Here is a 24,509-nt window from a genome sequence, read left to right as displayed (position 1 = left end):
ATGGATCCGCTGAGAGTTCGGGACGTAAGAGAGTGGACGGAGGCCGTAGGCGACGATGCTGATTACCTCGACTACCTCTCGCAGCAGGTAGGGCTGGGCGAGTGGGCTGCGTTCACACGCGCGTTCATGCCCCGGTTTGTGGAAGTGGAAGGCTGCATCCTGTGGGATCGCGTCTACCAGCCAGACAACTTCCGCACCTGGTATGACCAGTTGCGGGGTGATACCACCTCGATCGAGGCGGCACTGAACCAGTTCCGTCTCGCGCTCTACATCAACATCCCGGAAGATCGGGACTCCGAGGCCGCCGCTTCCGCGCTGGCTGGGGAGATCGCCGTCTCCTGGCGTCGATGCCTGCGTGATGCCTTCCCCGACCGCTCGTTCGAGGTCGCTGCGAGCGAGACGGAGGACGGGCCGGTGGTGAGCTTCGTGACGGTCCGCTGAAGCAGGCAGGCGCACCGACCGTGTCACCAAGTTCGGCCTGCCCCGGTGATGGCCGCGGTTTCGGGGCTACATTCGACGCTTGGCGACTTCCGGCATTTCGGACGATGCCGTGGCAGGGCTGGGTATGTGGGTGTGGCGGCGGCCGTGGGGCGGCTACCGAGCCGGGTGCTCGGCAGGTCGGGTGAGCCGCGGTGGTTGCTGTGGAAGCCGGGGTAACTCGCCGCGCTGCTCGCGGAGGACACCCTGCGGGTGGTCGCGGATGAGGCTGGTGTGTACCGTGCGCTCACGGGCGGCCGCAAGCGAGCGCCGTGGGGCGCCTGCCTGTGGGCGCCCGCACCGACGCCCACAGGCAGGAGTGGCTTACGGGGTCGTGCAGTTGAGCGTGCCCGATGGCAGGTTGTTGCCGGACGAAGATGTCGCGGTGAAGCCGAAGGTCGTACTGCCGTCCGCCGGGATCGTGCCGTTGTAGGCGGCGTTGGCGACCGTCACCCCGCCGCCCGAGGCGGTGGACAGGATGCCGCTCCACACGCTGCCGATCGTGGTGCCGCTGCCCGGGGTCCAGCCGACGTGCCAGCCGTTGGTCGGGGCGGTGCCGTGGTTCATCACGGTGACCGTGGCCTGGAAGCCGCCGCTCCAGGAGCTGTCCACGTTGTACGTGGCCATGCAGGAGCCGGTGCCGCCGGTGGGCGGCGGGGTCGTGCCGCCACCGCCGTCCGGGGGCGGGGTCGTACCGCCGCTGCCCCGGATGCCGGTCACCTCGCCGTTGCCGCCGTCGAAGACGATGTCGGAGCAGGAGAAGAAGTTCTCGTTGCTGTCCGAGCGCACCCACTGGATGAACATCAGCGCGTTGCCCGAACGGCCCGAGGGCAGCGCCTGGTTCCAGTAGTAGTGACCGCCGTCCGTGCCGGGCGAGCCGGAGGCGGGCGGGTTGGTGACCGTCGAGGCGAGCTGGAGGTCCGACCAGGCGAGCGGGGTCGTCGGCGACCAGCCCTGCTTGGTGAAGTAGACCCGGAAGTCACCGGGGTGCGCCGCCCAGTTGCTGTACTGGAGCTGGATGGTGGAGCCCGAGGTCAGGTGCGTCTTCGGCCAGTCGTCGCGGGCCAGGTTGTAGCCGCTGAAGTCGTACGGCGACTTGTTGCCCGCGCTGCAGATCGTGCCGTCCGGGACGTAACCCTGGCCCTTGCCGCCGGCGTTGGAGTCCAGTACCGCGAACCAGTTGTAGAGCGAGGACGACCCGCTCTGCGCGATGGCCGCCGCACAGGCCGGGTTGGTCGGGTCGACCGCGCCGCTGCTCGTGATGGCGTCCTTGTAGCAGAGGTAGGTGCGCGAGCCGGGGAACATGGCGACGCCGTGCGCCGACGCGGTCCCCGAGCCGAGGAGGATCAGTCCTAAGGCGGAGACCGTGGCGGCCAACGCGGCCAGCAGGGCCGCCGTTCTGCTGCGTCTGATCATGGGGGAGAGACCTTTCGCAGATCGACTTGGGCAGAGATGTACGGGGTGGGAGCGCTCCCACACTCGGAGGATAGGGATGCGTAAACCATATGTAAACGGCCTGGACAAAGTGCGGCCCGGGCGGGGGCGGCGGAGCCGTCCCGACCGGGCCGGGTGAACGTGGTCGAGGGGCCGGGGCTACGCCGCCGTGCCGCCCGCGTAGTCGCTGCTGAACGTCGTCTCGATGGTCTGCGCCACCGGCTGGGCCACGCCCGTGCCGGTCATGATGATGCCCAACTCCCGGTTGCTGCTGAGGGAGTTGCTGCTGATGTTCATGGAGCCGGCCTCCACCGCCTGGGTGGACAGGCCGTAGTCGGCGACCATGGCCTTGGCGTGGATGTAGAAGCCGTTCGGGTCGGAGTAGCCGACGACCGTGCCGCCCGCCGCCTTGACCGCGGAGACCTCGCTGGCGTAACTGGCGGGGTCTTCGAGGACGACACGGACCTTCACGCCCGCCTTGGCGCGCGCCACGATCGCGTTGACGACCGTGCTGTCGCTGAACTCCAGCTCCTGCACGTCCAGCGTCTTGGTCGCGGCGTTGATGAAGGACACCAGCCGGCTGCGCGAGTCGGTGGGGGACCACAGCAGGTGGTCGCCGTCGGTGGGGGTGATCGCGGTGCCGGCGTAGTCGGCGTCGAAGACCTTCTCGATGGCGGCGACATCGCGGGTGTCGTCGGTGAAGACGCCGTAGTCCCGGCTGGTCGTGTAGTACTGCGAGGTCAGGTTGCCGGTCAGGACGAGCGACTTGGTGCCGTCCACGGTGATCGTCTTCTGGTGCGTGTAGACGTAGGACGAGGAGGACCAGACGACGCCCACGCCCGCGGCGGTCAGTGTCGTGTACGCCGCGTTGTCCTCGCTCTTGTGCTGCCGGTCCAGGACGACCCGGACGGTGACGCCCTTCTTCTCCAGCGCGACCAGGTCGTTGACGGCCGTCGTGTCCTCCAGCTCGTACATCGTCATGTCGAGCTTGCTGGTGGCCGAGTTGATGAAGTCGTAGATCGTCGGCTGGCCGGTACCGGCCTGGGAGAAGGCGAACGCCGAGTACGTCGCCGCGTTCGCGGGGACGGCGGCGACGGCGACGGCGGTGCCGGCGGCGAGGGCGACAGCGGCGCGGGTGAGGGCCTTCCGCAGCATTGCGTGACTCCTTCTGGGAGGCAGGGGGTGTGGTGTCGGGTGCATGACACCACGCGCGTAGAACGCTGGGGAGGCGCGCGGATCCAGAGATGGCCAGGGGGGCGCAAAAACTCGGTATCGGGGTTCCGGTTTGCCCCTCAATGCCAGGCCGCCGGGCCGACAGGGCGTCGGTAAGGAAGGCGAGCGGGCGGGCGTAGCGTAGACGGCATGACGAAGTACGGATCTTTCCCCGGTACACGTCCCCGGCGGCTGCGGACCACGCCCGTCATGCGACGGATGGTCGCCGAGACGCGCCTGCACCCCGCCGACCTGATCCTCCCCGCGTTCATCCGCGAGGGCGTGAGCGAGCCCGTGCCGATCGCCGCGATGCCCGGCGTCGTCCAGCACACCCGCGACAGCCTGAAGAAGGCCGCGGCGGAGGCCGTCGAGGCCGGGGTCTCCGGGATCATGCTCTTCGGCGTGCCGGAGGACGGCAACAAGGACGCCCAGGGAACGGCCGGTACGGACCCCGAGGGGATCCTCCAGGTCGCGCTGCGCGACGTACGCGCCGAGGTCGGGGACGACCTCCTCGTCATGTCCGACCTGTGCCTGGACGAGTTCACCGACCACGGGCACTGCGGGGTGCTGGACGCCGAGGGCCGGGTCGACAACGACGCCACCCTGGAGCGGTACGCCGAGATGGCCCAGGTGCAGGCCGACGCCGGTGCCCACATCGTCGGCCCCAGCGGGATGATGGACGGCCAGATCGGCGTCATCCGGGACGCGCTCGACCAGATCGGCCGCGAGGACGTGGCGATCCTCGCCTACACCGCGAAGTACTCCTCCGCGTTCTACGGCCCGTTCCGCGAGGCCGTCGCCTCCTCGCTGCGGGGCGACCGCAAGACGTACCAGCAGGACCCCGCCAACTGGCGCGAGTCCCTGCGGGAGTTGGAGCTGGACCTCGCCGAGGGCGCGGACATGGTGATGGTCAAGCCGGCCGGGCCGTACCTCGACATCCTCGCGCGCGTCGCGGACGCGGTGGACCTGCCGGTCGCCGCGTACCAGATCTCCGGCGAGTACTCGATGATCGAGGCCGCGGCCGAGAAGGGCTGGATCGAGCGGGACCGGGCGATCTTCGAGACCCTGACGGGGATCAAGCGGGCCGGGGCGCGGAACATCCTGACGTACTGGGCGACCGAGGTGGCGCAGAAGCTGCGCTGAATCGGGAGCGGCCCCGGGTGTGGCCTCGGGTGTGGCCTCGTGAGCGGCCCCGGGAGTGGTCTCGCGAGCGGCGGTCCGAGGGATAGTTGAGGAATCAATTAGTTCGGTCCGCTGTTCACGGCGGTATGAAACGCATCGGATTCCTCTCCTTCGGCCACTGGGCCGACAGCCCGCACTCGAAGACCCGCAGCGCCTCCGACACGCTGCTCCAGTCCATCGACCTCGCGGTGGCCGCCGAGGAGCTGGGCGCCGACGGGGCCTACTTCCGGGTGCACCACTTCGCCCGCCAGCTGGGCTCGCCCTTCCCGCTGCTCTCCGCGATCGGCGCGAAGACCTCGCGCATCGAGATCGGCACCGGTGTGATCGACATGCGCTACGAGAACCCCATGTACATGGCCGAGGACGCCGGCGCCGCCGACCTGATCTCCGGCGGCCGGCTCCAGCTCGGCGTCAGCCGCGGGTCACCGGAGCAGGTCATCGACGGCTGGCGGTACTTCGGCCACGCGCCCGGCGAGGGCGAGACCGACGCCGACATGGCCCGCAAGCACACCGAGGTGCTGCTGATGGTGCTCCAGGGCAAGGGCTTCGCCGAGCCGAACCCGCGCCCGATGTTCGCCAACCCGCCGGGACCGCTGCGCATCGAGCCGTACTCCGAGGGGCTGCGCGAGCGCATCTGGTGGGGTGCGGGCTCCAACGCCACCGCCGCCTGGGCCGCCGGACTCGGCATGAACCTGATGAGCTCGACCGTCAAGGACGACGAGGGCGGCGCGCCCTTCCATGTGCAGCAGGCGGCGCAGATCCGGGCCTTCCGCAAGGCCTGGGCCGAGGCGGGCTGGGAGCGCGAGCCGCGGGTCTCCGTCTCGCGCAGCGTCTTCGCCCTCACCGACGACCGCGACCGCGCCTACTTCGGCCGCGACGGCGACAGCAGCGACAGCATCGGCTACCTGGACGCCGACACCCGGGCGATCTTCGGCCGTACGTACGCCGCCGAGCCCGACGCCCTGATCGAGCAGCTGGCCGGGGACGAGGCGATCGCCGAGGCCGACACGCTGCTGCTGACCGTGCCCAACCAGCTCGGCGTGGACTACAACAGTCACGTCCTGGAGAACATCCTCACCCATGTCGCGCCGGCGCTCGGCTGGCGCTGACCCTGACCGGCGGGAGTCGCCGTGGGCAAGATCCTGATCATCGGCGGGACCGGCTACACCGGCGCGAACGTCGCCGCCGAGGCCGTCGCCCGGGGCCATCAGGTGGCGTCGTACGCACGGTCGGCGCCGAAGTCCCCGGTCGACGGGGTGTCGTACACCCAGGGCGCGGCCGAGGACGCGGTACGGCTGGTCCCCGGCCGGGACGCGGTGGTCGCGGCCCTGTCGCCGCGCGGCGACCTGGTGGGCCGGCTGCGCGGCCTGTACCAGGACATCGCCGCCGCGGCGGCCGCCGACGGCGCCCGGCTGATCGTGATCGGCGGGTTCTCCTCGCTGCGCCCCGCGCCGGGCGAGCCCCGGTTCGCCGAGGGGGACGTACCCGAGCAGTTCCGGTCCGAGGCGCGCGAGATGGACGCGATCCGGGAATGGCTCACCACCGCCGCGCCCGGCTCGCTCGACTGGACCCTGATCTCGCCCGCGGGCGGCTACGGCGCCTGGGCGGCGGGCGAGCGGACCGGGTCGTACCGCGTCGGCGGGGAGGTCGCCCTGCTCGACGAGCAGGGCAGGTCGGAGATCTCCGGCGCCGACTTCGCGCTGGCGATCGTCGATGAGATCGAACGCGACGCGCATCCCCGGGCGCACATCTCCATCGCCTATTAGGCGGTCGCCCCCGAGGGACTTCCGGGGGCGTCTCCGGGTCACCAGCCCGCGATGTCGGACGCGTTCTGCTGCCAGTAGGTGACCTTCAGCGAGCTGTCGTAGTAGACGCCCTTCGCGGGCAGGGTGACGTTCGCCGTGGCGCCGCCGTCGCTGTTCGGGGTCATGCCCTGGAAGTACACGGTCAGCTTGTGGCCGGTCTGGCCGCCGTCGCCGCTGCCGTCGGCGGCGGACAGCAGCACGCCCGCGTAGCCGGACTCGCCGGGCGCGAGGGTGGTGACCGCCTGCGGCTTGGTCGACTCGTCGGCGCCGGGCGCCCACTGCATCCCGTCGAAGCGGAGCACCGGGTAGTACGTCAGGTCGCAGTACTTCGAGCCGGTGTTCTTGACGGTGAGCATCATGTGGTTGAGCGGGCGGGACAGCACCTGCGCGGTGACCTTGGTGTTGGAGCCGTTGCACAGGACGCGGTTCTCCGGGTCCGAGGCGTTGCCCGAGCCCTTGGAACCACCGGTGCCGCCGGAGGCGTGGGTTCCTTGGGTACCGCTGCCGCCGGTGGCGCGGTGGGATCCGGCCGAGGTCTGCGTGCCGTGCGCGGTGGAGCCGGTCGACCCCTGCTGCGCATTCGCGTCGGCGGAGGGCTGGTTGGCGGCGGGCGTGCCGCTCGCGCTCGCCGCCGGGGTGTGCCGGGCGGCGCCCTCGTCCTTGGTGCCCGTGCCGTTGTCGCACGCGGTGAGGGCGAGTGCGGCGAGTGCGGCGCCGGCCGCGGCGAGCAGGGGGGTACGGGTGCGGAGGGCAAGGCGGTTGCGCATGGCGCTTCTCGCTTCCGGGTCGTGGAGTGCTTGGATGTCCACAGCCTGCGGGCCGCTTTGTCCCGCCCGCCAGCCCCGGCGGCCGATCCGGGACGCTGGAACGGCCACATAGGTGTTGACCTGCAAGAACGTCCCTTCCCTGGAATGGGGGAATGGGACAGGGGAGGGGACGGATCGTGTCGGAAAGCACCGGGGGGACCGGGTTCGCCGAGCGGCTGCGGGAGTTGAAGGACCGCTCAGGGCACAGCTACGGCATGCTCGCCAAGCGGCTCCACATGAGTACGTCGACGCTGCACCGCTACTGCAACGGGGAGGCCGTACCGACGGACTACGCCCCCGTGGAGCGGATGGCACGGCTCTGCGGGGCGTCACCGGAGGAACTCGTGGCGCTGCACCGGAGTTGGGTGCTGGCGGACGCGGGACGGGGGAAGAAGGCGGCCGAGGGGGGCGCACAGGGAGCGGCCGAGGGGCTCGCATCGGGGGCGGCCGAGAGGCCCACACCAGGGGCGGTCGGGGGGCTCGCGCCGGGGGTGGCCGGGGAGGCCGTGGGGGAGGCGGTGACGGGGGGAGTCTCCGCGTCCGCCTCCGCGTCGGCCCCTGCGTCGGCCCCTGCGTCGGCCTCTGCGTCGACCCCCGCGTCCGCTCCCGCGTCGGCAACGGCTCCGGAACCGGCAACGGCTCCGGCACCGGGGTCGGGCCCGGCATCGGGATCGGGCCCGGCATCGGCATCCGCTGCGGCACCGGACCCGGCGCCCGCGCCTGAGCCTGCCCCGGACGCGGACCTGGCACCGCGTCCGGCATCAACCCCGGCTCCGGAAGCCGCCGTTCCCGGCCCCCGTCCACGCCCCCGCCCCGGCGCCCGCTCCCGCCGCCCCGTCCTCATCGCCGCCCTCACCGGAGCCGCCGTACTCGGTGCCGTGGCCCTCGCGTTCGGGCTGCCCGACAGCGGGCGCCCCGACCAGGGCGCGGCGCCCACCGGAGCCACCGCCGCCGCCCGGGACCGCACGCCCGCGACCGGTACCGGTACCGCGACCCGGGGCAGCGGCTCGCCCTCCCCGTCGAGCTCCGCCCGGCACCCCTCGCCCTCCGCCGACCAGGGAAGCACCGCGGGACCGGACGCGGCCACGAGCGGACCGCCGGGCGGCGCGACCGCCGACGACAAGGAGTCCACGGCCGTCCCCCTCGCGATCACCACCCACCCGTACTCCTGGGAGAGCCCCTGCTTCCAGCACTATCTGATCGACCGCCCGCCCACGGCCGTGTCCCCGCCGCCCGTCGAGAACGACGCGCCCGCGTGGGTGGCCGTGCACCAGGCCGTCTCGGCGGGCGAGCAGTACGTCACGCTCACCGTGCAGGGCAGCGGCAAGCAGACCGTGGTGCTGGAGGGGATGTCGGTACGGATGGCGGGCAAGCGCGCGCCGCTCGCCTGGAACGACTACGCCATGGGCTACCCCGGCGTGGGCTGCGGCGGCGGGGTGCCCACCCACTCCTTCACCGTCGCCCTGGACGCCGTACGGCCGGCCGTCCAGCCGGTGGCCGGACAGCGCGGCTTCCCCCTCAGCGTGAGCGAGTCGGACCCCGAGGTCTTCTACATCACGGCGAACGCCTCCGCGTACGACGTCAGTTGGTACCTGGAGCTGTCCTGGTCCAGCGGCGGCCGGCACGGCACCCTGGAGATCGGTGACAAGGGCCGGCCCTTCCGCACCAGCGGCAGCAACGGGCGCCCCGCCTACGCCTTCCCGCTGGGCGGCGAGAAGTGGGCGCCCGCGCAGTAGTGGCCGACGGCCGTCGTCACCGGTGGGTCAGTCCCACCAGAAGAACCAGGTGGTCTCGCCGACCAGCTCCTTCGCGTAGGCGCGGAGGGTGTCCGCGCCCTGCGTGATGTTGTCCGGGCAGAACGCGAAGTGCTCCGCCGCCACCGCCTCGGCCTCGGCCAGGTCGGTGGGCGGGGCGGCCACGGACAGCAGCAGGGCGTCGAAGCCGAGCGCGACGACCCGTATGCCGAAGCGGTCCTCCCAGGAGCGCAGGACCGCGCACAGCCGCGCCACGTCATTGTCGTGGTTCAGCGGGCCGCTCCAGCCGATCGCGGCCGGGATGTCGGCGGAGCGGCGGGCGGGGACGAGGGCGAGGTGCGGGGCGGGGAAGACGGACTGGCCCTGGTCGGCGGTCAGTTCGTCGGCGGCGTGCGCGGCGCGGGTGCTCGGGTCGGCGCTGAGCTTCTTGGGCGGGGCGAGTCCGGGCCACTCCGGCCCGAACGGCTCCACGAGGTCCCCGAGTTCGTCGCCGGGACCGGACTCCTCGTCGCCCTCCCAGTACTCGGCGAGGACCTCCTCCGGGTCGTGGTCCCCCGGGTAGGAGACGTCGTCCGGCATCAAGTCCCAGTCCTCCGGACCGCCCTGGGGGCCGCCGGTCTCCACCAGCACCGGGAGCAGCCCGGCGCGCGCGGCCGGGGCGCCGAGGGCGGTCCAGGTGCCGGGGCCGGCCGGTTTGTCCGCGAGCCAGAGCAGCGGTTCGTGGTGCGGGCCGTTCTCGGTCGTGTCGAGCAGCCTGCCGGGCGGCAGTTGGAGCCCCAGGCTGCGGCCGCTGGGGTCGGTGGCCAGCCGGGGCAGCGGGTTGGGAAGAGTCGCCATGGGGGTGACTGTAGGGGGAGGGTCTGACAATGGCTCCCCAAGGGTTCCGAAACTTTCGAAGTGGCCCCACCCTCTCTCGGTCATGCTCCCTTCACCGTCTCGGAGAAGTCTGTGACATTCATGCGAGATGCCCGCTCACCAGCCAATTCCCTTTCCGAGATGGAGATTTGATGACCCGAATGTTTCGAAATAACTACCGAAACCATTGACTGCCTTTGTGTACACCTCAACACTGATGCACCATCGCGCAGCGCGTCGCTCCACCCTCATCCGGCTCCATCGATCCATGAGGAGGAAGCACGTCCATGAAGATCCGCAGCCGAAGAGAACACCGCCCCCGGGGCCCTCGCACCTCGCTGTTCCGAGGTGTCTGCGCCGTCGTCCTGCTCGCCGTCGGGGCGCTGACCCTGCCCGGCGCCGGGACCGCCGGCGCCGACACGGTCATCACCTCGAACCAGACCGGCACCGACAACGGCTACTACTACTCGTTCTGGACCGACGGCGGCGGCACCGTCTCCATGAACCTGGGGTCGGCCGGCAACTACAGCACCAACTGGAGCAACGTCGGCAACTTCGTGGCCGGCAAGGGCTGGAGCAACGGCGGGCGCCGCAGTGTGACCTACTCCGGCACCTTCAACCCCTCCGGCAACGCGTATCTGTCGCTGTACGGCTGGACCTCGAACCCGCTGGTCGAGTACTACATCGTCGACAACTGGGGCAGCTACCGGCCCACCGGCACCTTCAAGGGCACGGTCACCAGTGACGGCGGGACGTACGACATCTACGAGACGACCCGGACCAACGCCCCGTCGGTGGAGGGCACCAAGACCTTCAACCAGTACTGGAGCGTGCGGCAGTCCAAGCGGACCGGCGGCACCATCACCACCGGCAACCACTTCGACGCCTGGGCCGCTCACGGGATGAACATGGGCAGCTTCAACTACTACATGATCATGGCGACCGAGGGCTACCAGAGCAGCGGCAGCTCCAACATCACCGTGGACAGCTCCGGTTCGGGCGGCGGTGGTGGCACCGGCGGCGGTGGCGGCACCGGCGGCTGCACGGCGACCGTGACCGCGGGGCAGGTGTGGGACGACCGGTACAACCTGAACGTCTCGGTGAGCGGGGCCAGCAACTGGACGGTGACCGCGAATGTCCCGGCTCCGGAGAAGGTGTTGTCGACGTGGAACGTGGCCGCGAGTTATCCCAGTGCCCAGGTGCTGAGCGCCAAGTCCAACGGCAGCGGCAACAACTGGGGCCTGACCGTGCAGAAGAACGGCTCGACCACCTGGCCCACGTTCAGCTGCACGGCGAACTGATGCCGAAGCCCTAGGCCAGCGTCGTGATGCAGAACGGGTGTCCGGCCGGGTCGAGAAGCACCCGCCAGCGCTTCTCGCCCGGCTGGAACTCCGGCCTGGTGGCGCCCAGTTCGAGGATCCGTCGCTCGGCGGCGTCCAGGTCGTCCACCCCCAGCTCGATATGGGCCTGCTTGCCCTGGGCGGGGTCCGGCCAGGTGGGCGGGCGGTAGTCGGCGACCCGGGTGAAGCCGAGGCCGGGGGCGCCCTCGGTGCCGAGCAGGATGAAGTCGTCGGTGGCGAAGAGGGTGCGGTGGCCGAGCAGCTCACCGTAGAAGCGGGCGAGTCCGGCGGGGTCGGCGCAGTCGAAGGTGACGGCGACGTAGCGGATGGCGGGAGTGGTCTCCGTAGTCATGAGGGGGACGCTACGACGTGACCAGGACAGGTACGGTCCTGGTTGTGCCGCCGTTGTCCGAGACTCCCCCCGGGACACCCCCGTGCTAGCCACCTCCGCCCGGCTCCTGGGCCTGCTGAACCTCCTCTCCTCCCGCCCCTCGTGGACCTGCGCCGAACTGGCCCGGTCCCTGAAGGTCACCGACCGCACGGTCCGCCGGGACATCGCCCGCCTGCGCGAACTCGGCTACTCCGTCGACTCCGAGCCGGGCCCCTGGGGCGGCTACCGGCTGCGCGCCGGCTCCCGGGTGCCCCCGCTGATCCTGGACGACGAGGAGGCGCTGGCCGTCGCGGTCGGCCTCGGCGAGGCGGCCCTGAACCACTCCCTGGGCAGCGACCAGGCCGCGCTCTCCGCCCTGTTGAAGCTCCGTACGGTGCTGCCGCGCCGGATCGCGGACCGCCTCGGCGAACTGGACGACGCCCTGGTCCTGCTCCCCGGCGCGCGCGGCTCGGGGGTCAGCCCCGCGGTGCTGCTGGAGCTGGCGGCCGTGTGCCGCAGAGCGGAGCGGGCCCGGCTGTCGTACACGGACGCGGAGGGCCGGGCCACGGTCCGGGACATCGACCCGTACCGGCTGGTCCACACGGGCAGGCTCTGGTACCTGGTCGCCCGGGACGTGGCCCGCGGCCAGTGGCGCACCTTCCGCGCGGACCGCGTCGACCGCCTCCAGCCCACCGGCCGGCCCGCCGACCTCAGCGACCCCCCGGACCCGGCCCGTCTGGTCTCCCGCAACATCGCGAACGGCCCCTACCCCCTGTCCGTGACCGTCCGGCTCCCCGTCCCCCTCGACCAGGCGCTCCGCCTCGTCCCCGCGACCGTCGGCACCCACCGCCCGGACGGCCCCGACGCGACCCTGGTCGACATCGGGGGCGTCGACGCGGACGGCCTGGCGCGCTATCTGCTCGGGCTGGGGACACCGCTGCGGGTACTGGCACCGGACGAGGTGCGGGAGGCCCTGGTACGGCGGGCGCGAGAGGTGGCGCAGCAGAACGCCGGCGGCTCCGGTGCGGAGGCCGCCGGCGAACCGGTCACCGAGGCCCACCCGGGGCCCTGACCGGGGTCAGAGCTTGTCCGGGGTCCTGATGCCCAGCAGGGACATGCCCTGGTGGAGGGTGCGGGCCGTGAGGTCGACCAGGAAGAGGCGGTTCTCGATCTGGGCGGGGGACTCGGCCTTCAGGACCGGGCACTGGTCGTAGAAGGTCGTCAGATGCGAGGCCAGCTGGTACAGGTAGGCGGCCAGCTTGTGCGGCTCGTAGGAGGCGGCCACCTCCAGGACCGTCTCGGCGAACTGGTCCAGGTGCAGGCCAAGCGCGCGCTCCGCCGGGGCCAGTGCCAGCTCCGGGTGGGCGGCGGGGCGGGCCTCGCCGGCCTTGCGGAGGATGGACTGGATACGGGCGTAGGCGTACTGGAGGTAGACCGAGGTGTCGCCGTTCAGCGAGACCATCTGGTCCAGGTCGAACTTGTAGTCCCGCACCGCCGACGTGGACAGGTCGGCGTACTTGACCGCGCCGATGCCCACGTACCGGCCGTTCTCCTCGATCTCCTGCTCGGTCAGGCCCACCTTCTCGGCCTTGTCCCGGACCACGGCCGTCGCCCGGTCGACCGCCTCGTCCAGCAGGTCCTGGAGCTTGACCGTCTCGCCCGCACGCGTCTTGAACGGCTTGCCGTCCTTGCCCAGCACGGTGCCGAAGGCCAGCTGGACGGCCGTCACGTCGTCGTTCAGCCAGCCGGCGCGGCGGGCCGTCTCGAAGACCATGCGGAAGTGCAGGGCCTGGCGGGCGTCCACCACGTACAGCAGCGTGCTCGCCTTGAGATTGAAGACGCGGTCGCGGATGGCGGAGAGGTCGGTGGCCGCGTAGCCGTAGCCGCCGTCGGACTTCTGGACGATCAGCGGAACCGGGTTGCCCTCCGGGCCCAGGATGTCGTCGAAGAACACGCAGAGCGCGCCCTCGGAGCGGACCGCGACACCGGACTCCTCCAGGAGGCGGCAGGTCTCGGCCAGCATGTCGTTGTACCCGGACTCGCCGACGATGTCGGGGTCACGGACCTCCATGTCCAGCTTCTCGAAGACGGAGAAGAAGTAGATCTTCGATTCGTCCACGAACTTCTGCCAGACGGCGAGCGTGTGCGGGTCGCCGGCCTGGAGGTCGACCACCCGGCGGCGGGCACGGGTCTTGAACTCCTCGTCGGAGTCGAAGAGCTTGCGCGCCGTCTTGTAGAGGCGGTCCAGATTGGACATCGCCTCCTCGCCGGAGGCCGCGGTGTCCTCGGCGGACGTCTTGTGGTCCAGCTCGTGCGGGTGCTCGTCCAGATACTGGATGAGCATGCCGAACTGGGTGCCCCAGTCGCCGATGTGGTGGCGACGGACCACGGTCTCGCCGGTGAACTCCAGCAGCTGGACGACCGAGTCGCCGATCACCGCGGAGCGCAGATGGCCGACGTGCATCTCCTTGGCCACGTTCGGCTGGGCGTAGTCGATCACCGTGGTGCCCGGGTGCGCGGCGAACGGCACTCCGAGGCGGCCGGACTCGTCCGCGTAGCGCGCGGCGAGGTTCTCGGTGATCGCGCCGTCGGCGACGGTGATGTTCAGGAAGCCGGGGCCGGAGACCTCGATGTCCTGGATCACCGCGCCGGTGGTCACCCGGGAGACGACCTGGGTGGCCAGCTCCCGCGGGTTCGCCTTCGCCTTCTTGGCGAGGGCCAGGATCCCGTTGGCCTGGTAGTCGGCCCGGTCGCTTCGTCGCAGCAGCGGGTCCGCGCCGGCGGCCTCCGGCAGGGTGGCCGAGAGGGCGGACGCGAGCTGCTGCTGGACGGAGTCGCTGAGGGACGTGACCGAGGCCATAGGTGAGGTGCCGTTCTCCTCGTGGGGATGGATCGTCACGCCCAGTATTCCACGCGGCCCCAAGCGAATTTTCCGGTCCGCGGGTGAACGCGCGTCCCGGGAAGCGCGTCCCACGCGTTGAAAAGGCGTTTTCGCGGAAGTGGTCCCGCCTGGGACAATGGAGCGGTCAGCCGTGCGACCGCTACGGCTGCCCGATGGAGAAAGAAGGACGTGCCGATCGTGGCTCAGAGCACCGAGACCACCGACTGGGTCTCCCGTTTCGCGGATGAGGTCATCGAGGAGTCGGAGCGCCGGGCCCCGGGCAAAGCGACATCACTCGCTACCGCTCCGGTGGTCGTCGTCGCGTCCGGCCTCTCCCCGTCGGGCCCCATCCACCTCGGCAACCTGCGCGAGGTCATGACCCCGCATCTGGTCGCCGACGAGATCCGCCGCCGCGGCTACCAGGTCCGGCACCTGATCTCCTGGGACGACTACGACCGCTACCGCAAGGTCCCCGCGGGCATCGCGGGCGTGGACGAGTCCTGGGCCGAGCACATCGGCAAGCCGCTGACCTCGGTGCCGGCCCCGAAGGGCTCGTCGTACCCGAACTGGGCGGAGCACTTCAAGGCCGCGATGGTCGAGTCGCTGGCCGAGATGGGCGTCGAGTTCGACGGCATCAGCCAGACCGCGCAGTACACCTCGGGCGTCTACCGCGAGCAGATCCTGCACGCGATGAAGCACCGCGGCGACATCGACGCGATCCTCGCCCAGTACCGCACCAAGCCCAAGGCCAAGAAGCAGCAGCAGAAGGCCGTGGACGAGGCGGAGCTGGAGGCCGAGGAGGGCTCCGGCGCGGCCGCCGAGGACGACGGCTCCGCGGGCGGTGCCGGGTACTTCCCGTACAAGCCGTACTGCGGCGGCTGCGGCAAGGACCTGACGACGGTCACCTCGTACGACGACGACACCACCGAGCTGTCGTACGTCTGCAAGGAGTGCGGCTTCACCGAGACCGTGCGGCTGAGCGAGTTCAACCGCGGCAAGCTGGTCTGGAAGGTCGACTGGCCGATGCGCTGGGCCTACGAGGGCGTGGTCTTCGAGCCGAGCGGTGTCGACCACTCCTCCCCGGGCTCGTCCTTCCAGGTCGGCGGGCAGATCGTCGGCATCTTCGGCGGCGAGCAGCCCATCGGCCCGATGTACGCGTTCGTCGGCATCTCCGGCATGGCCAAGATGTCCTCCTCGCGCGGTGGCGTGCCCACCCCGGGCGACGCGCTGAAGATCATGGAGCCGCAGCTGCTGCGCTGGCTGTACGCCCGCCGCCGGCCCAACCAGTCCTTCAAGATCGCCTTCGACCAGGAGATCCAGCGGCTCTACGACGAGTGGGACAAGCTCGCCGCCAAGGTCGCCGACGGCTCCGCGCTGCCCGGTGACGTGGCCGCGTACACCCGCGCGATCGGCACCGCCGCCGCCGAGCTGCCGAGGACGCCGCGCCCGCTGCCGTACCGCACGCTGGCGTCCGTCGCGGACATCACGGCCGGGCACGAGGACCAGGCCCTGCGGATCCTCTCCGAGCTGGACCCGGAGCGCCCGCTGTCCTCGCTGGCGGAGGCCCGGCCGCGCTATGACAAGGCCGAGGCCTGGATCAACACGCATGTGCCCGCCGACCAGCGGACCATCGTGCGCGAGGAGCCGGACGCCGAGCTGCTGAAGTCGCTGGACGAGGCGTCCCAGCGCTCGCTGCGGCTGCTGCTCGACGGCCTCGCCGAGCACTGGTCGCTGGACGGCCTGACGCACCTCGTCTACGGCGTGCCGAAGGTGCAGGCCGGGTTCTCGGCGGACGCCACGCCCAAGGAGCTGCCGCCGGAGATCAAGACCGCCCAGCGGACCTTCTTCGCGCTGCTCTACCAGCTGCTGGTGGGCCGCGACACCGGTCCCCGGCTGCCCACGCTGCTGCTCGCCGTGGGCCAGGAGCGGGTGCGGGCGCTGCTCGGGCAGTGACGCGCTGACATAGGCGAAGAACAGGGGCCCTCCGGCTGGAGGGCCCCTGTTCTTCATGCCCTTCCCCGTCAGGCGAGCAGGTCCACCGGGACCGGTTCGTCGGTCCGGTCGTCGATCAGGGTGACCCGGACCGCCGGTCTGTCGGTGGTGTCCCTCGTCGCGCGCGGGTCCAGCGCGAACAGCACGGTGACCGGGCGGGCCGTGCCGTCGATCTCGTGCACCCCCGCGAACTGGAGGAAGCGCCAGCCGTCGGCCTCCCAGTGGTCGATCAGCCCGGAGCGGACGACGGGCGCGGCGGCGACCCAGGCCAGCGAGCGCTCCAGCAGCTCGACGGAGGCGGCCACCGGGACCTCCTCGTCCCGGCCGGCACCGAGCGGATGGCCGAGGATCCGCAGCCGGGCCCTGCGCAGCGGGACCAGCCACAGCTGGTCCAGGTCACTGGAGAAAGCGGCCAGCACGGCCGTGGTGACGAGGAGGAAGGCGAGCGATGCCACCGGGTGCCGGGCGGCCTGGGTCCACCAGGCGGTCCGGGCCCCGGCGGCCGCGGCGCCGCCCACCACGACCAGGCCCGCGCGGACGAACGCCCGCCAGGTGATCGGGCCGTCGCCGCGGGCGGTGCAGCCGCAGGACGACTCCGGGGCGGTGGCGCGGGCGTACCCGAGGTAGCCGAGAAAGCCGAGGCCGAGGACGGCGGCGGCGATCCCGGGGACGACGGTGGTCGGCGCGGCCAACAGGCCCGCGGCCACGACGAGTTCCACCGCGCCGGTGGCCCGCAGGACCCGGGTGGCGCGGCGGCCGTCGTTCAGGACGCGGATCAGCACGGTGCCGGCCGCCTGTCCGGCGGCCTGCCTTCCGAACGCCTTGCCCGCGCCGGTGGCGGCGAGCAGGACGCCGAGCAGCAGGGGCGCGAGGTTCGTGGTGAGCGATGCCATCGGAAGATTCCCCTCGGCTCAGTGCCCGACGCTGATGCGGGCGATGTCCACGCTGTCGTCCGCGGGCCGCCAGGCGCCGAGCACCTGGGCGTGGTGCCCGATCTTGAGCTGGGAGAGGTTGGAGGTGAGGGCGCCGCCGCGGAAGGAGGCGGTGGTGCGCTTCGCCACGATGTGGCCGACCAGGGCGTTGCGGCCGTGGCTCAGATGCAGCCGGGAGCGCTCGATGCCGCGGACGGTGACATAGAGGTTGACGATGTTCACCCAGACCGCGTCGGCTGCCACGCTGCCGTCGGGCATCTCGACGCCCCGCGCGTACAGGCCGTCGCCGGTCTCGATGGCCTCGGCGGTGACGGTCTCCAGCTTCCAGACGCTGGTGGCGTTGGTGAGCTGGATGAGCCGGTGGGTGCCGTCGGACTCGACGACGTCGAGGGTGCTGCCCTTGATCCGGCTGACCCGGCCGTCGATGAACGACGACCGGGAGACCGCCGGGTCCAGGGAGGGCATGGGGGCGGCGAAGGCGGCGTCCGCGTCCAGGCCGCCGAGTGCGGAGGCGCCCACGATGGTGGCGCCGCCGAGGGCGGCGCTGGTCAGGAGGGAGCGGCGGTCGATGCCGTGGCGTCCGGTCATGGCGGTGGTCCTCCTCACTCGTAGATGTAGACGGGAAGCAGGCCGGAGCTGAGGCTGCCGATGGCCGAGAAGGCCGCCGGGGTCAGGTCGATGACCCGGTGGGTGCGGCAGGCGCCGTTGCAGCAGGTCTGCTCGCTGCACCACATCTGGGTGTTGGGGCCGCAGTCGGCGAGGGTGACGCAGACGGCGGCGCCGGAGCACTGGTGCTTGACGTTCACGACCGAACCGCAGCCGCGTCTGGGCATGTTCTCGCCACAGGCCGCCGGATCGGTGACGTTCCAGCAGGCCGCCGTGAGGTTGGGCCAGGCGGCCATGTTCTTGCCGGACTGGCAGGTGCCGCAGGCGCCGGTGCCGGTGCTGCCGCAGGGGCCCCAGGAACTGCCGCAGCAGAACCAGGAGGTCTCGCCCGCCCACAGGCTGGTGGATCCGCAAGCCATTGCTGTTTCCCTTCGTCGAACGGTTCGAATTGACCGGTGCATGACAAAAGAGAGGCGAAAGTACGGTGCGGGATGGTGCGTTGGCGCAAGCCATGATGCTCGTTGCTACGCGCGTTGGCCAGGGGGTGTACCGGGCCGGGAGTGATTCGTGGGCCGCTCCGGGGAACGGCCCACGAGGCGTCAGGCGATGTGGTCCTCCTCCAGCTCCGCCGAGTGGCGCTGCTGGAAGCGGGCGGCGAGGGACTTCAGCTCGGCCGGGCTGAGCTGGGTGCCGTACGTCGCCTGGATGTTCTCGCCCAGGATGTGGGCGGTGGGGTAACTGCCGTCTATCGACTGCCGGAACACCTGGTAGAAGGCGTCCTCGTCCGGTTCGGCGCCGGGGATGCCGCCGCCCCCGCCCAGTTCGCGGGTGCGGTTGGGGCCGACCGGGATGGGGAAGCTGCCGGTCTCCTCCGGGGAGGGCTGCTGGAACCGCTCCGGGGGCTGCCCCTCGTACCAGTCCTCGTACTGCTCCTCCGGGTCGTACTGGGGGTCCGGCGGCGGCTCGAAGGAGGGGTCGTACCCGCCGTGGTACTCGACCTCCCGAGGCGACTGGAACCAGGGGCTCTGCTCGTCCTGCGGGGGGCCCTGGGGACCCCGGGGGCCCTGGGGGTGCTGAGGGAGCTGGGGACCCTGAGGGTTCTGGGCGTTCTGCGCGGGGTGGGGCGCGGGCGCGGACGTCTGTACGGCGGCCGCGGCGCCCGGAGCGGTGGCCGGGGCGGGAGCGGCGGCCTGGGCGGCCGGGGCCGTGGCGGTGGCCCCCGGGTTCGGGCCGGTGGCAGCGCCCGGGGCGGCGGCCGCAGCGGTGACGGCGGCCGGGTCCGTGGCGGTGGCGGTGGCCGGTGTCGCGGTGCCTGTGCCCGCCGCCGGTATCGCGTCCGCCCCAGGTATCGCGTCGGCCCCAGGTATCGCGTCCGCCGCCGCGGTGAGTTCGGGCGTCGCCGCGAGGGACACCGGCGGCAGCAGTACCGGCTCGATGCCCGCCGCCAGCAGGCCCGAGGGGGCCGTCTTCGCGAGCGGGACGCCGTAGCGCGCAAGCCGCAGCGGCATCAGGGACTCCACCGGGGCCTTGCGGCGCCAGGCGCGGCCGAAGCGGGAACGCAGCCGGGCCTGGTAGACGAGGCGCTCCTGCTCCAGCTTGATGACCTGCTCGTAGGAGCGCAGCTCCCAGAGCTTCATCCTTATCTCTATGTGCTTGGTGTCATCACTGTTCAGTACGATGTGCCGTTCCTGGTAGGTGAGTTACGTCGAGTGGCGGGCTGATTCCAGTCGCCTGTCGGTGACACGTATTTTGGGGGCAGTGTGACAGCGGGGATGGATGGCGGGCCTTCGGGGCTGTCGGAGAGCGCGGAGCGCGAACTTCAGCGCCAATACCGCGACGCGGCTAAGAACTACGATGGAGCCACCTCCGAGCTCAGGGGCGTAAAGACGTGGCAGAGGCTCTACGTCCTTGGAGAGTTGGGCGCTCTGGGCCTTGCGGGGCTCTTCGGGTACACGGTGGTCGTGGGGCTATGGCGCGACCAGCCGGTCATCACGCGGTACGTCGGGCTTGTGATCCTTCTGGGCCTGGCGACCTTGCTGGGCCGCTTGTGGCTGAAGGGTCGGAAAGAGCTCGTCGCGAAGAACGCCGCTATGCGAGCGGCCCTTTCGGAGCGCCAGACGGCAGCGGCGAAATTGCCTCTCGATTCGCCGTCCGGGCTTAGGATCTATCGGGAGGCCTCGCTCGATCTGATCGAGCAGTACCGACAGGGGGCCGCAAGGAACCGCCGGGTACACAACTTGTTCCAGGTCGTCATCATCACGGGGTCGATCGTGACGTCGACGCTTGTTGCGATGAACGAGGGCTCCAACTCAGCCTTGAGTTTGGCGACGTCTGCCTTGAGCGCCTTGGTGGGTGTGTCCGCTGGTATCACGGGTTACTTCAAGTTCCGGGAGCGGGGCTACAACCTGCAGTCGACGGCTGATGACATCGAAAAGCACTACAATGCCTCACAGTTCATGCTCGACGACTACGCGGGCCCTGACGCAGCGCACCCGCTCACGGAGCCGGAGAGGTTGCGGAAGTTTGCGCGTTTTGTGGAGCGTTTGAAGGAGGAGCAACGCAAGCGTGAGCTCCAGCTTGAGCAGCAGAGCTCCGGCCGGGAGGAACGGTCGGCCTGACGGGAATCCTGCCTGAAGCACCCGGTGGATAGCACCGACGTTCGGTCTGATCCGGGTGCCGCGGGTGCACGGTCCTGCGTCAGACGGCGATGACACCGCCGCCGTTGTCGTGCACCACCGCCTGCCGCGCGAGGGCCGGCCACTCGGCGACGAGCAGTATGTCGAGTCCGTCCGGCCCGCCAGCTGTCACGACCCGCTCGAACGCCTCCTCTTGGACAGGGAGGTTGCCCTGGAGAGCATCACAGTGCTGACATCCGTTCGTCAGCTGCCGTTCGCGCATGGTCCTGCTGTATCGGGACTTCACCGATGCTGTCAGACCCACCCGGCCGTTTCGCTCCAGAAGTTGCACGGCGAGGGTCATCGTCCGGGTGTTCTCCGTGGTGAAGAGCCCGCAGTAGCCGCGTGCGGGACGAACTGGATACAGGCCGACGATGCAGGTGGTGGCTCTCCCGCACTTCCAGCAAGACCGGTTCAATCCGAGAACACGAAGGGGGAGCGTGGGGGCGGCTCCAGGTGGTGGCGTCGCGGGCAAGGTGATCTCGTCGAGGTCAAAGTGGTCTTCCTCAGCGAGCTCGTCAACATGGTGGCACGTTGCGCAGCGCACCTCCCAGGTACTGCTCTCGCTTCTCTGCAAGAACCCACCGTGCGCCTCCACCCACACGGAACACGAGGTGCATGCCCCAGCGAACCGGTTCTCCACTTGCTGCCCTTCTGCGATACGGCTACCTCGAGACGAGCGGGCGATTTCAGCGCAGCCCCAAAGGTCGCCTGACCCCGCTTCGTTCAGATGCAGCATGCGGATTTCTGGACGGACCGAATCTCGGCGAGAAAGTCGGGGCTGAAGAGACCGGCACGCAGGGGAGTCCGTTCCGGCCAGGGCGCCTTCAGGTGCCACAGCCCTCGCCCGTAGGTCTGTCGTAGCCGGGCACGCTCGAGCTGCCAGAGGCTCTCCCACTTCAGCGCCTCTTGGTAGGTGAGGCCGGGGTTGTCCAGCGTCCACAGGTACAGGCGCCGCGCCATCCGTGGGGCCAGGAGGAAGTGGACGGGGCGTACTGGGCTTCGTCTCGGGGCCATGGCTCTGTTCCTCGTCTGGATGCGGCCGTGCTCAGCACCGGCATGGTGCGGGTGATTCCGTCAGGTCGTGCTGAGCGGTGGCAGGTCTGATCTGAACCTACGTTGCGCGCATCATCTTGCGCAGGCTCTGTCGGGCTGCCGACAGGTCGTCCTCCAGGCCCTCGATCGTGGAGCGCAGCGCCTTGTTGTCGGCTTGAGCTTGCTGGAGATCCTTGGCTAGGGCGGCGTTCGTGCGGTTCAGCTCATCCACACGGGCCGTGAGTTCACTCGTGTCGGTGTGCTTCAGTTCCGTCCCGAGCTGGAGGCGTAGCCGCGAGCGCAGCCGGTTCCGCTCGTCTCGGAGCTCTTTGACCTGTTGCCGGGCAAGTGCGAGGTCGGTCTTGAGGCTGGCGTTGCTGACGCGGCTCTGTGGGGGAACGTTGTCGGCTGTCGCCTCGATGCCGAGGTCTTCCTGGCGCTGACGGGCAGCCTCGATGTGTTCGCGCACTCCCGGCGAATATACGAGCCAAGTGGAGACGCCGGCTTCCTTGGCGACCTTGGTGAATGTGATCTTCGTTCCCGTGTGCTGCAGTGAGTCCAAGACCTCCAGCACGCGGCGGCGCTTGTCCTGGCTGTCGCGCTCGCGTGCCGCTTTCAGGGCGGCTGCGCGGGCTTCGTGAGCAGTCACTGGGCCTCCTCACGCTGCTTGATCACTGTCAGTGGCAGAAGTTTGTGGGACGCGGTTGCTCGCGACTTACGGAGGACCTTGCTCGCTTCCTCGATCTGCTGCCGCTCGTCGTCAGGCAGCGCGGCGAGCTGGTCTCGCATGGTTGCGGCAACGGCCTGGAAGCTATCGATCTGGGCCTTGAGGTTGGTCACCACGAAGTCGGCTGCCCCCATGGCGTCGGCGGATTCGCGGTCGGATTTGAGGTCACGTACGTGATCTTCGATGGCTGGCAGGTAGGAAGGATCAGGGCGGTAGAAGGTGCAGCCCGAGCACTGGAAACGGAGGGGGCATAAGCCGCCTCCGGCCTTGACGTTGGACGGCTCGGTGCAATTACCGAACGGAACGGCGACCGAGGCGATCTCATACTTGCTCCGGAGGATAGGAGCCGACCGGCCGGTGCGGTCCACGGCCAGGGGCGCCAGAGCTCGGACGGCCTCCTGCTTACGCTTCAGCGTCACTTGGTAGTAGCCCATGGTCGTATCGACCGAGGAGTGATCCATGAGGTCGCGTAGGACGTCGACGGGGACACCTGCGTCGGCGTGCCGTTGAGCGTAGGTATGGCGGAAGGCGTGGGCGGTGATCTGGGATCGGTCGAAAGGCAGCGGCAGTCCGTCCGGCCCGGGGACGCCGCTGTCGATGCGGGGGAGTGCGCCGACCCAGGTACGTAGTGCCGCTGAAATGCTGTCGGCTCGGATGTGCCCGTTGCCGCGGCCGGAGCCGTGCATGGCACTGGGGAAGAGCCACGGTCCGGCTTTCGCGGTCAGCGGGAGTTCGGAGCGGCGCTGTTCCCAGAGAGCGATCAGTTCTGCCGTGCTCTGCGGGATAGGGAGACGGCGGCCGTTCCGCTTGGCTTTGTGGTTGTCGTAGACCATCTGGTAGTGGCCGTCCACCTGCTCGACGCAGCCCACCTTGAGGCTCGCGACCTCCCCCAGACGGCGCCCGGTGTCGCGTAGGACGCAGTAGATCGTCTGGTGGAACAGCTGCGAGACCTCTTTCGGCCAGCCGCGTTGGGTCACTTCCAACAGGTACAGCTGAGCGTCAAGTTGGCGAATGACGGTGTCGGGCAGGGCGCGGCCGGCATGTTCTTCATTGATTTCGACACGCGCCACGCGGTGATGGCGAGACCGGCTGAAGGTGCCGGGCACGTTGTCCATCAGCCCGCTTGCACGCGCGAACTCCAGCACCGCGAACCACGCCCTGATCAGCTTGTCCTGGGTGGCAGCGGCACGGGGCTTCCCGTCCTTCGTGCGGGACTTCTTGATCGCGTCGACAGCCGCAGTCATGTCTGCGGCGTACAGACGCTCGGGGGCGTCGCCGCCTCCGGCGCGCTGGGCAAGACCATCAGAGGCGGCGGAGAAGGCCAGGAGGGTGGTGCGCAGGTCCTGGATGGTCGGTCGAACTGAGCGTCCCCATTCCATGAGCAACGAGCGCAGCCACTCCTGCTTGACGACACGGAAGTCGATGTCGCCTTTCACCGCGTCATAGCGACGATGGGTCGCAGCCCACAGCCCCACGGCAGCAGCGTCCCAGACATCACCTGCCATCGGGTCGGTGCCCTCGTACTGCAGCCGAGCGCGCTGGACCATGCGCTGGACCTGCCCCAGCAGAGCACGCGCTGGGCTGCTGCCCTTCTCCCTGCCCAACCGCAGCGAGGACAGGTCAAGTCCGTACAAGGTGTCGACGTCGGCGATGGCCGCGATGGCGAGCCGTACGGCGATCGGACTGATGCTCAGCCCTTCTCGGTCGCGCTCCTGCAGACCGAGGAGCAACTCATGGGCGACGACGGGGTGCAGCCCTCCGCACCAGAACTGCTGAACCTGGAGGAACGGGCCGGTAGTGGCCGCCCAGACCAGAAGCTGGTCGGGGGTGTGGTTGCCTAGGCTGAGCTCACGACGCCACTTTCCGTAGTGTGAACCGCACAGCCGGAGTTGCTGTTGCTCGCGGTTGCATCCGCCCACGAGGCATTCCCCCTGGTGAGGTGCGGGGTGTGGCTTAGCTGAGCGCTGCCAGTCCACGACCCGGAGACCAGGGGTCTGTTTCCTACGCTCTTTGAAGGCTGAGGCGTGGGTGGGACAGAGCCCGTGGCTCACTGCCTCCCGCGCACATTGCCCCGCCGAGGCAGAAACCAGGCAAGTCTCGCGACCAGACATCCCGCGTACGCGTCGCTTTCTGGCCGGCTGGTATGTCGCGTTGAACTCAGCATCCGAAAGATCGCTCGCCCGTGCTGCGGTACTGCACGGCGAGCACCGGCCGACACGGCCAGGGCAGGGCGCCCGGCAGGCGGTAACCCTGCAGCGCGAAGCACCGGTGGCGCCATTGTCCAGGTCCCCGTCGAAGAACATCCGCTCGTGGTCCCACTCGCCCGGACGCCAGTCGGGCCTCACGTGCTGGCGCAGCCATGCCAGCCAGCCGTCGCCCGGTGCCGCAGGTTCAGGAGGCGCGGGCAGGGCTGCAGCGATCAGGGG

The 24,509-nt window shown here is 70.1% G+C and carries 21 protein-coding genes and 2 pseudogenes; 10 read left to right on the top strand and 13 right to left on the bottom strand.

Annotated features, from left to right (window positions below):
- Nucleotides 1–441 (top strand): hypothetical protein, encoded by a 441-nt coding sequence (locus AB0N90_RS29620; protein WP_365201827.1) that lies wholly within the window; start codon nucleotides 1–3, stop codon nucleotides 439–441.
- A gap of 360 nt (nucleotides 442–801) precedes the next feature.
- Here the strand turns inward: AB0N90_RS29620 and AB0N90_RS29615 are convergent, their stop codons facing one another.
- A complete protein-coding gene (locus tag AB0N90_RS29615) occupies nucleotides 802–1,893 on the bottom strand; it encodes a lytic polysaccharide monooxygenase (RefSeq protein WP_365201824.1) in 1,092 nt (363 codons plus the stop codon).
- Between the two features lie 177 nt (nucleotides 1,894–2,070).
- A complete protein-coding gene (locus AB0N90_RS29610) occupies nucleotides 2,071–3,066 on the bottom strand; it encodes a phospholipase D-like domain-containing protein (protein WP_361683292.1) in 996 nt (331 codons plus the stop codon).
- Nucleotides 3,067–3,273: 207 nt separating this feature from the next.
- On the opposite strand from AB0N90_RS29610, the gene hemB reads away from it, so the two are divergent.
- The 3 genes from hemB (at nucleotide 3,274) to AB0N90_RS29595 (ending at nucleotide 6,071) form a co-directional block, all read left to right on the top strand.
- Nucleotides 3,274–4,266 carry a porphobilinogen synthase gene (hemB, locus tag AB0N90_RS29605; RefSeq protein WP_136100252.1) on the top strand — a complete coding sequence of 331 codons (993 nt, stop codon included), beginning with the start codon at nucleotides 3,274–3,276 and terminating at the stop codon, nucleotides 4,264–4,266.
- A 125-nt stretch (nucleotides 4,267–4,391) separates the two neighbouring features.
- Nucleotides 4,392–5,414, top strand: a complete 1,023-nt coding sequence (locus AB0N90_RS29600) for an LLM class flavin-dependent oxidoreductase (protein WP_365201821.1) — start codon at nucleotides 4,392–4,394, stop codon at nucleotides 5,412–5,414.
- Between the two features lie 21 nt (nucleotides 5,415–5,435).
- Complete coding sequence (locus AB0N90_RS29595; RefSeq protein ID WP_365201819.1) at nucleotides 5,436–6,071, top strand: NAD(P)H-binding protein; 636 nt, start codon at nucleotides 5,436–5,438, stop codon at nucleotides 6,069–6,071.
- 38 nt (nucleotides 6,072–6,109) lie between these two features.
- Here AB0N90_RS29595 and AB0N90_RS29590 read toward each other — a convergent pair whose 3' ends face one another.
- A complete protein-coding gene (locus tag AB0N90_RS29590; RefSeq protein WP_365201816.1) occupies nucleotides 6,110–6,877 on the bottom strand; it encodes a DUF4232 domain-containing protein in 768 nt (255 codons plus the stop codon).
- 152 nt (nucleotides 6,878–7,029) lie between these two features.
- On the opposite strand from AB0N90_RS29590, the pseudogene AB0N90_RS29585 reads away from it, so the two are divergent.
- Nucleotides 7,030–7,257: pseudogene (locus AB0N90_RS29585) on the top strand (helix-turn-helix transcriptional regulator); the annotation flags it as partial.
- Between the two features lie 537 nt (nucleotides 7,258–7,794).
- Nucleotides 7,795–8,652 carry a hypothetical protein gene (locus tag AB0N90_RS29580; protein WP_365201874.1) on the top strand — a complete coding sequence of 286 codons (858 nt, stop codon included), beginning with the start codon at nucleotides 7,795–7,797 and terminating at the stop codon, nucleotides 8,650–8,652.
- 27 nt (nucleotides 8,653–8,679) lie between these two features.
- Here AB0N90_RS29580 and AB0N90_RS29575 read toward each other — a convergent pair whose 3' ends face one another.
- Complete coding sequence (locus AB0N90_RS29575; RefSeq protein WP_365201814.1) at nucleotides 8,680–9,507, bottom strand: DUF4253 domain-containing protein; 828 nt, start codon at nucleotides 9,505–9,507, stop codon at nucleotides 8,680–8,682.
- Nucleotides 9,508–9,812: 305 nt separating this feature from the next.
- On the opposite strand from AB0N90_RS29575, the gene AB0N90_RS29570 reads away from it, so the two are divergent.
- Complete coding sequence (locus AB0N90_RS29570) at nucleotides 9,813–10,826, top strand: glycoside hydrolase family 11 protein (protein ID WP_365201812.1); 1,014 nt, start codon at nucleotides 9,813–9,815, stop codon at nucleotides 10,824–10,826.
- Nucleotides 10,827–10,836: 10 nt separating this feature from the next.
- Here AB0N90_RS29570 and AB0N90_RS29565 read toward each other — a convergent pair whose 3' ends face one another.
- Entirely contained in the window at nucleotides 10,837–11,217 is a 381-nt protein-coding gene (locus AB0N90_RS29565; RefSeq protein WP_361683308.1) for a VOC family protein, read from the bottom strand.
- Between the two features lie 82 nt (nucleotides 11,218–11,299).
- Between AB0N90_RS29565 and AB0N90_RS29560 the strand changes: the two genes are divergently transcribed.
- On the top strand, nucleotides 11,300–12,307 hold the full coding sequence (locus tag AB0N90_RS29560; protein ID WP_365201809.1) for a YafY family protein: 1,008 nt from the start codon (nucleotides 11,300–11,302) through the stop codon (nucleotides 12,305–12,307).
- A 6-nt stretch (nucleotides 12,308–12,313) separates the two neighbouring features.
- On the opposite strand, the gene argS is transcribed toward AB0N90_RS29560, so the two are convergent.
- Nucleotides 12,314–14,095, bottom strand: a complete 1,782-nt coding sequence (argS, locus tag AB0N90_RS29555; protein ID WP_365201867.1) for an arginine--tRNA ligase — start codon at nucleotides 14,093–14,095, stop codon at nucleotides 12,314–12,316.
- 210 nt (nucleotides 14,096–14,305) lie between these two features.
- Here argS and lysS point away from each other — a divergent pair, with 210 nt between their 5' ends.
- On the top strand, nucleotides 14,306–16,069 hold the full coding sequence (gene lysS, locus AB0N90_RS29550) for a lysine--tRNA ligase (RefSeq protein ID WP_365201806.1): 1,764 nt from the start codon (nucleotides 14,306–14,308) through the stop codon (nucleotides 16,067–16,069).
- Between the two features lie 68 nt (nucleotides 16,070–16,137).
- On the opposite strand, the gene AB0N90_RS29545 is transcribed toward lysS, so the two are convergent.
- From AB0N90_RS29545 to AB0N90_RS29530, 4 genes and pseudogenes are all read right to left on the bottom strand, one after another.
- Complete coding sequence (locus AB0N90_RS29545) at nucleotides 16,138–17,001, bottom strand: MauE/DoxX family redox-associated membrane protein (RefSeq protein ID WP_365201803.1); 864 nt, start codon at nucleotides 16,999–17,001, stop codon at nucleotides 16,138–16,140.
- A gap of 18 nt (nucleotides 17,002–17,019) precedes the next feature.
- Nucleotides 17,020–17,628, bottom strand: a complete 609-nt coding sequence (locus AB0N90_RS29540) for a cell wall protein (RefSeq protein WP_365201801.1) — start codon at nucleotides 17,626–17,628, stop codon at nucleotides 17,020–17,022.
- Nucleotides 17,629–17,642: 14 nt separating this feature from the next.
- Complete coding sequence (locus AB0N90_RS29535) at nucleotides 17,643–18,065, bottom strand: hypothetical protein (RefSeq protein ID WP_361683318.1); 423 nt, start codon at nucleotides 18,063–18,065, stop codon at nucleotides 17,643–17,645.
- Nucleotides 18,066–18,245: 180 nt separating this feature from the next.
- A pseudogene (locus AB0N90_RS29530) lies at nucleotides 18,246–19,286 on the bottom strand (hypothetical protein); the annotation flags it as partial.
- A gap of 120 nt (nucleotides 19,287–19,406) precedes the next feature.
- Between AB0N90_RS29530 and AB0N90_RS29525 the strand changes: the two are divergent.
- Complete coding sequence (locus AB0N90_RS29525; protein ID WP_365201799.1) at nucleotides 19,407–20,264, top strand: DUF4231 domain-containing protein; 858 nt, start codon at nucleotides 19,407–19,409, stop codon at nucleotides 20,262–20,264.
- Between the two features lie 79 nt (nucleotides 20,265–20,343).
- Here the strand turns inward: AB0N90_RS29525 and AB0N90_RS29520 are convergent, their stop codons facing one another.
- The 3 genes from AB0N90_RS29520 to AB0N90_RS29510 form a co-directional block, all read right to left on the bottom strand.
- Nucleotides 20,344–20,625: a hypothetical protein gene (locus tag AB0N90_RS29520; RefSeq protein WP_365201797.1), complete on the bottom strand. Its 282-nt coding sequence runs from the start codon at nucleotides 20,623–20,625 to the stop codon at nucleotides 20,344–20,346.
- An 810-nt stretch (nucleotides 20,626–21,435) separates the two neighbouring features.
- Nucleotides 21,436–22,005, bottom strand: a complete 570-nt coding sequence (locus AB0N90_RS29515) for a DUF6262 family protein (protein ID WP_365201794.1) — start codon at nucleotides 22,003–22,005, stop codon at nucleotides 21,436–21,438.
- Complete coding sequence (locus tag AB0N90_RS29510; protein ID WP_365201791.1) at nucleotides 22,002–24,002, bottom strand: site-specific integrase; 2,001 nt, start codon at nucleotides 24,000–24,002, stop codon at nucleotides 22,002–22,004. Before AB0N90_RS29510 ends, AB0N90_RS29515 begins: the two co-directional genes overlap by 4 nt.
- Nucleotides 24,003–24,509: the final 507 nt, after the last annotated feature.

It is taken from the genome of Streptomyces sp. NPDC093018 (assembly GCF_040684035.1).
In the GTDB taxonomy this organism is placed as follows: Bacteria; Actinomycetota; Actinomycetes; order Streptomycetales; family Streptomycetaceae; genus Streptomyces; species Streptomyces murinus.
This window is presented reverse-complemented; position numbering and strand designations above follow the sequence as displayed.

Coding starts and splice junctions, on each gene's coding strand:
- AB0N90_RS29620 (WP_365201827.1), top strand. CDS start 1: ATGGATCCGCTGAGAGTTCGGGACGTAAGAGAGTGGACGGAGGCCGTA.
- AB0N90_RS29615 (WP_365201824.1), bottom strand. CDS start 1,893: ATGATCAGACGCAGCAGAACGGCGGCCCTGCTGGCCGCGTTGGCCGCC.
- AB0N90_RS29610 (WP_361683292.1), bottom strand. CDS start 3,066: ATGCTGCGGAAGGCCCTCACCCGCGCCGCTGTCGCCCTCGCCGCCGGC.
- hemB (WP_136100252.1), top strand. CDS start 3,274: ATGACGAAGTACGGATCTTTCCCCGGTACACGTCCCCGGCGGCTGCGG.
- AB0N90_RS29600 (WP_365201821.1), top strand. CDS start 4,392: ATGAAACGCATCGGATTCCTCTCCTTCGGCCACTGGGCCGACAGCCCG.
- AB0N90_RS29590 (WP_365201816.1), bottom strand. CDS start 6,877: ATGCGCAACCGCCTTGCCCTCCGCACCCGTACCCCCCTGCTCGCCGCG.
- AB0N90_RS29575 (WP_365201814.1), bottom strand. CDS start 9,507: ATGGCGACTCTTCCCAACCCGCTGCCCCGGCTGGCCACCGACCCCAGC.
- AB0N90_RS29570 (WP_365201812.1), top strand. CDS start 9,813: ATGAAGATCCGCAGCCGAAGAGAACACCGCCCCCGGGGCCCTCGCACC.
- AB0N90_RS29565 (WP_361683308.1), bottom strand. CDS start 11,217: ATGACTACGGAGACCACTCCCGCCATCCGCTACGTCGCCGTCACCTTC.
- argS (WP_365201867.1), bottom strand. CDS start 14,095: ATGGCCTCGGTCACGTCCCTCAGCGACTCCGTCCAGCAGCAGCTCGCG.
- AB0N90_RS29545 (WP_365201803.1), bottom strand. CDS start 17,001: ATGGCATCGCTCACCACGAACCTCGCGCCCCTGCTGCTCGGCGTCCTG.
- AB0N90_RS29540 (WP_365201801.1), bottom strand. CDS start 17,628: ATGACCGGACGCCACGGCATCGACCGCCGCTCCCTCCTGACCAGCGCC.
- AB0N90_RS29535 (WP_361683318.1), bottom strand. CDS start 18,065: ATGGCTTGCGGATCCACCAGCCTGTGGGCGGGCGAGACCTCCTGGTTC.
- AB0N90_RS29520 (WP_365201797.1), bottom strand. CDS start 20,625: ATGACCCTCGCCGTGCAACTTCTGGAGCGAAACGGCCGGGTGGGTCTG.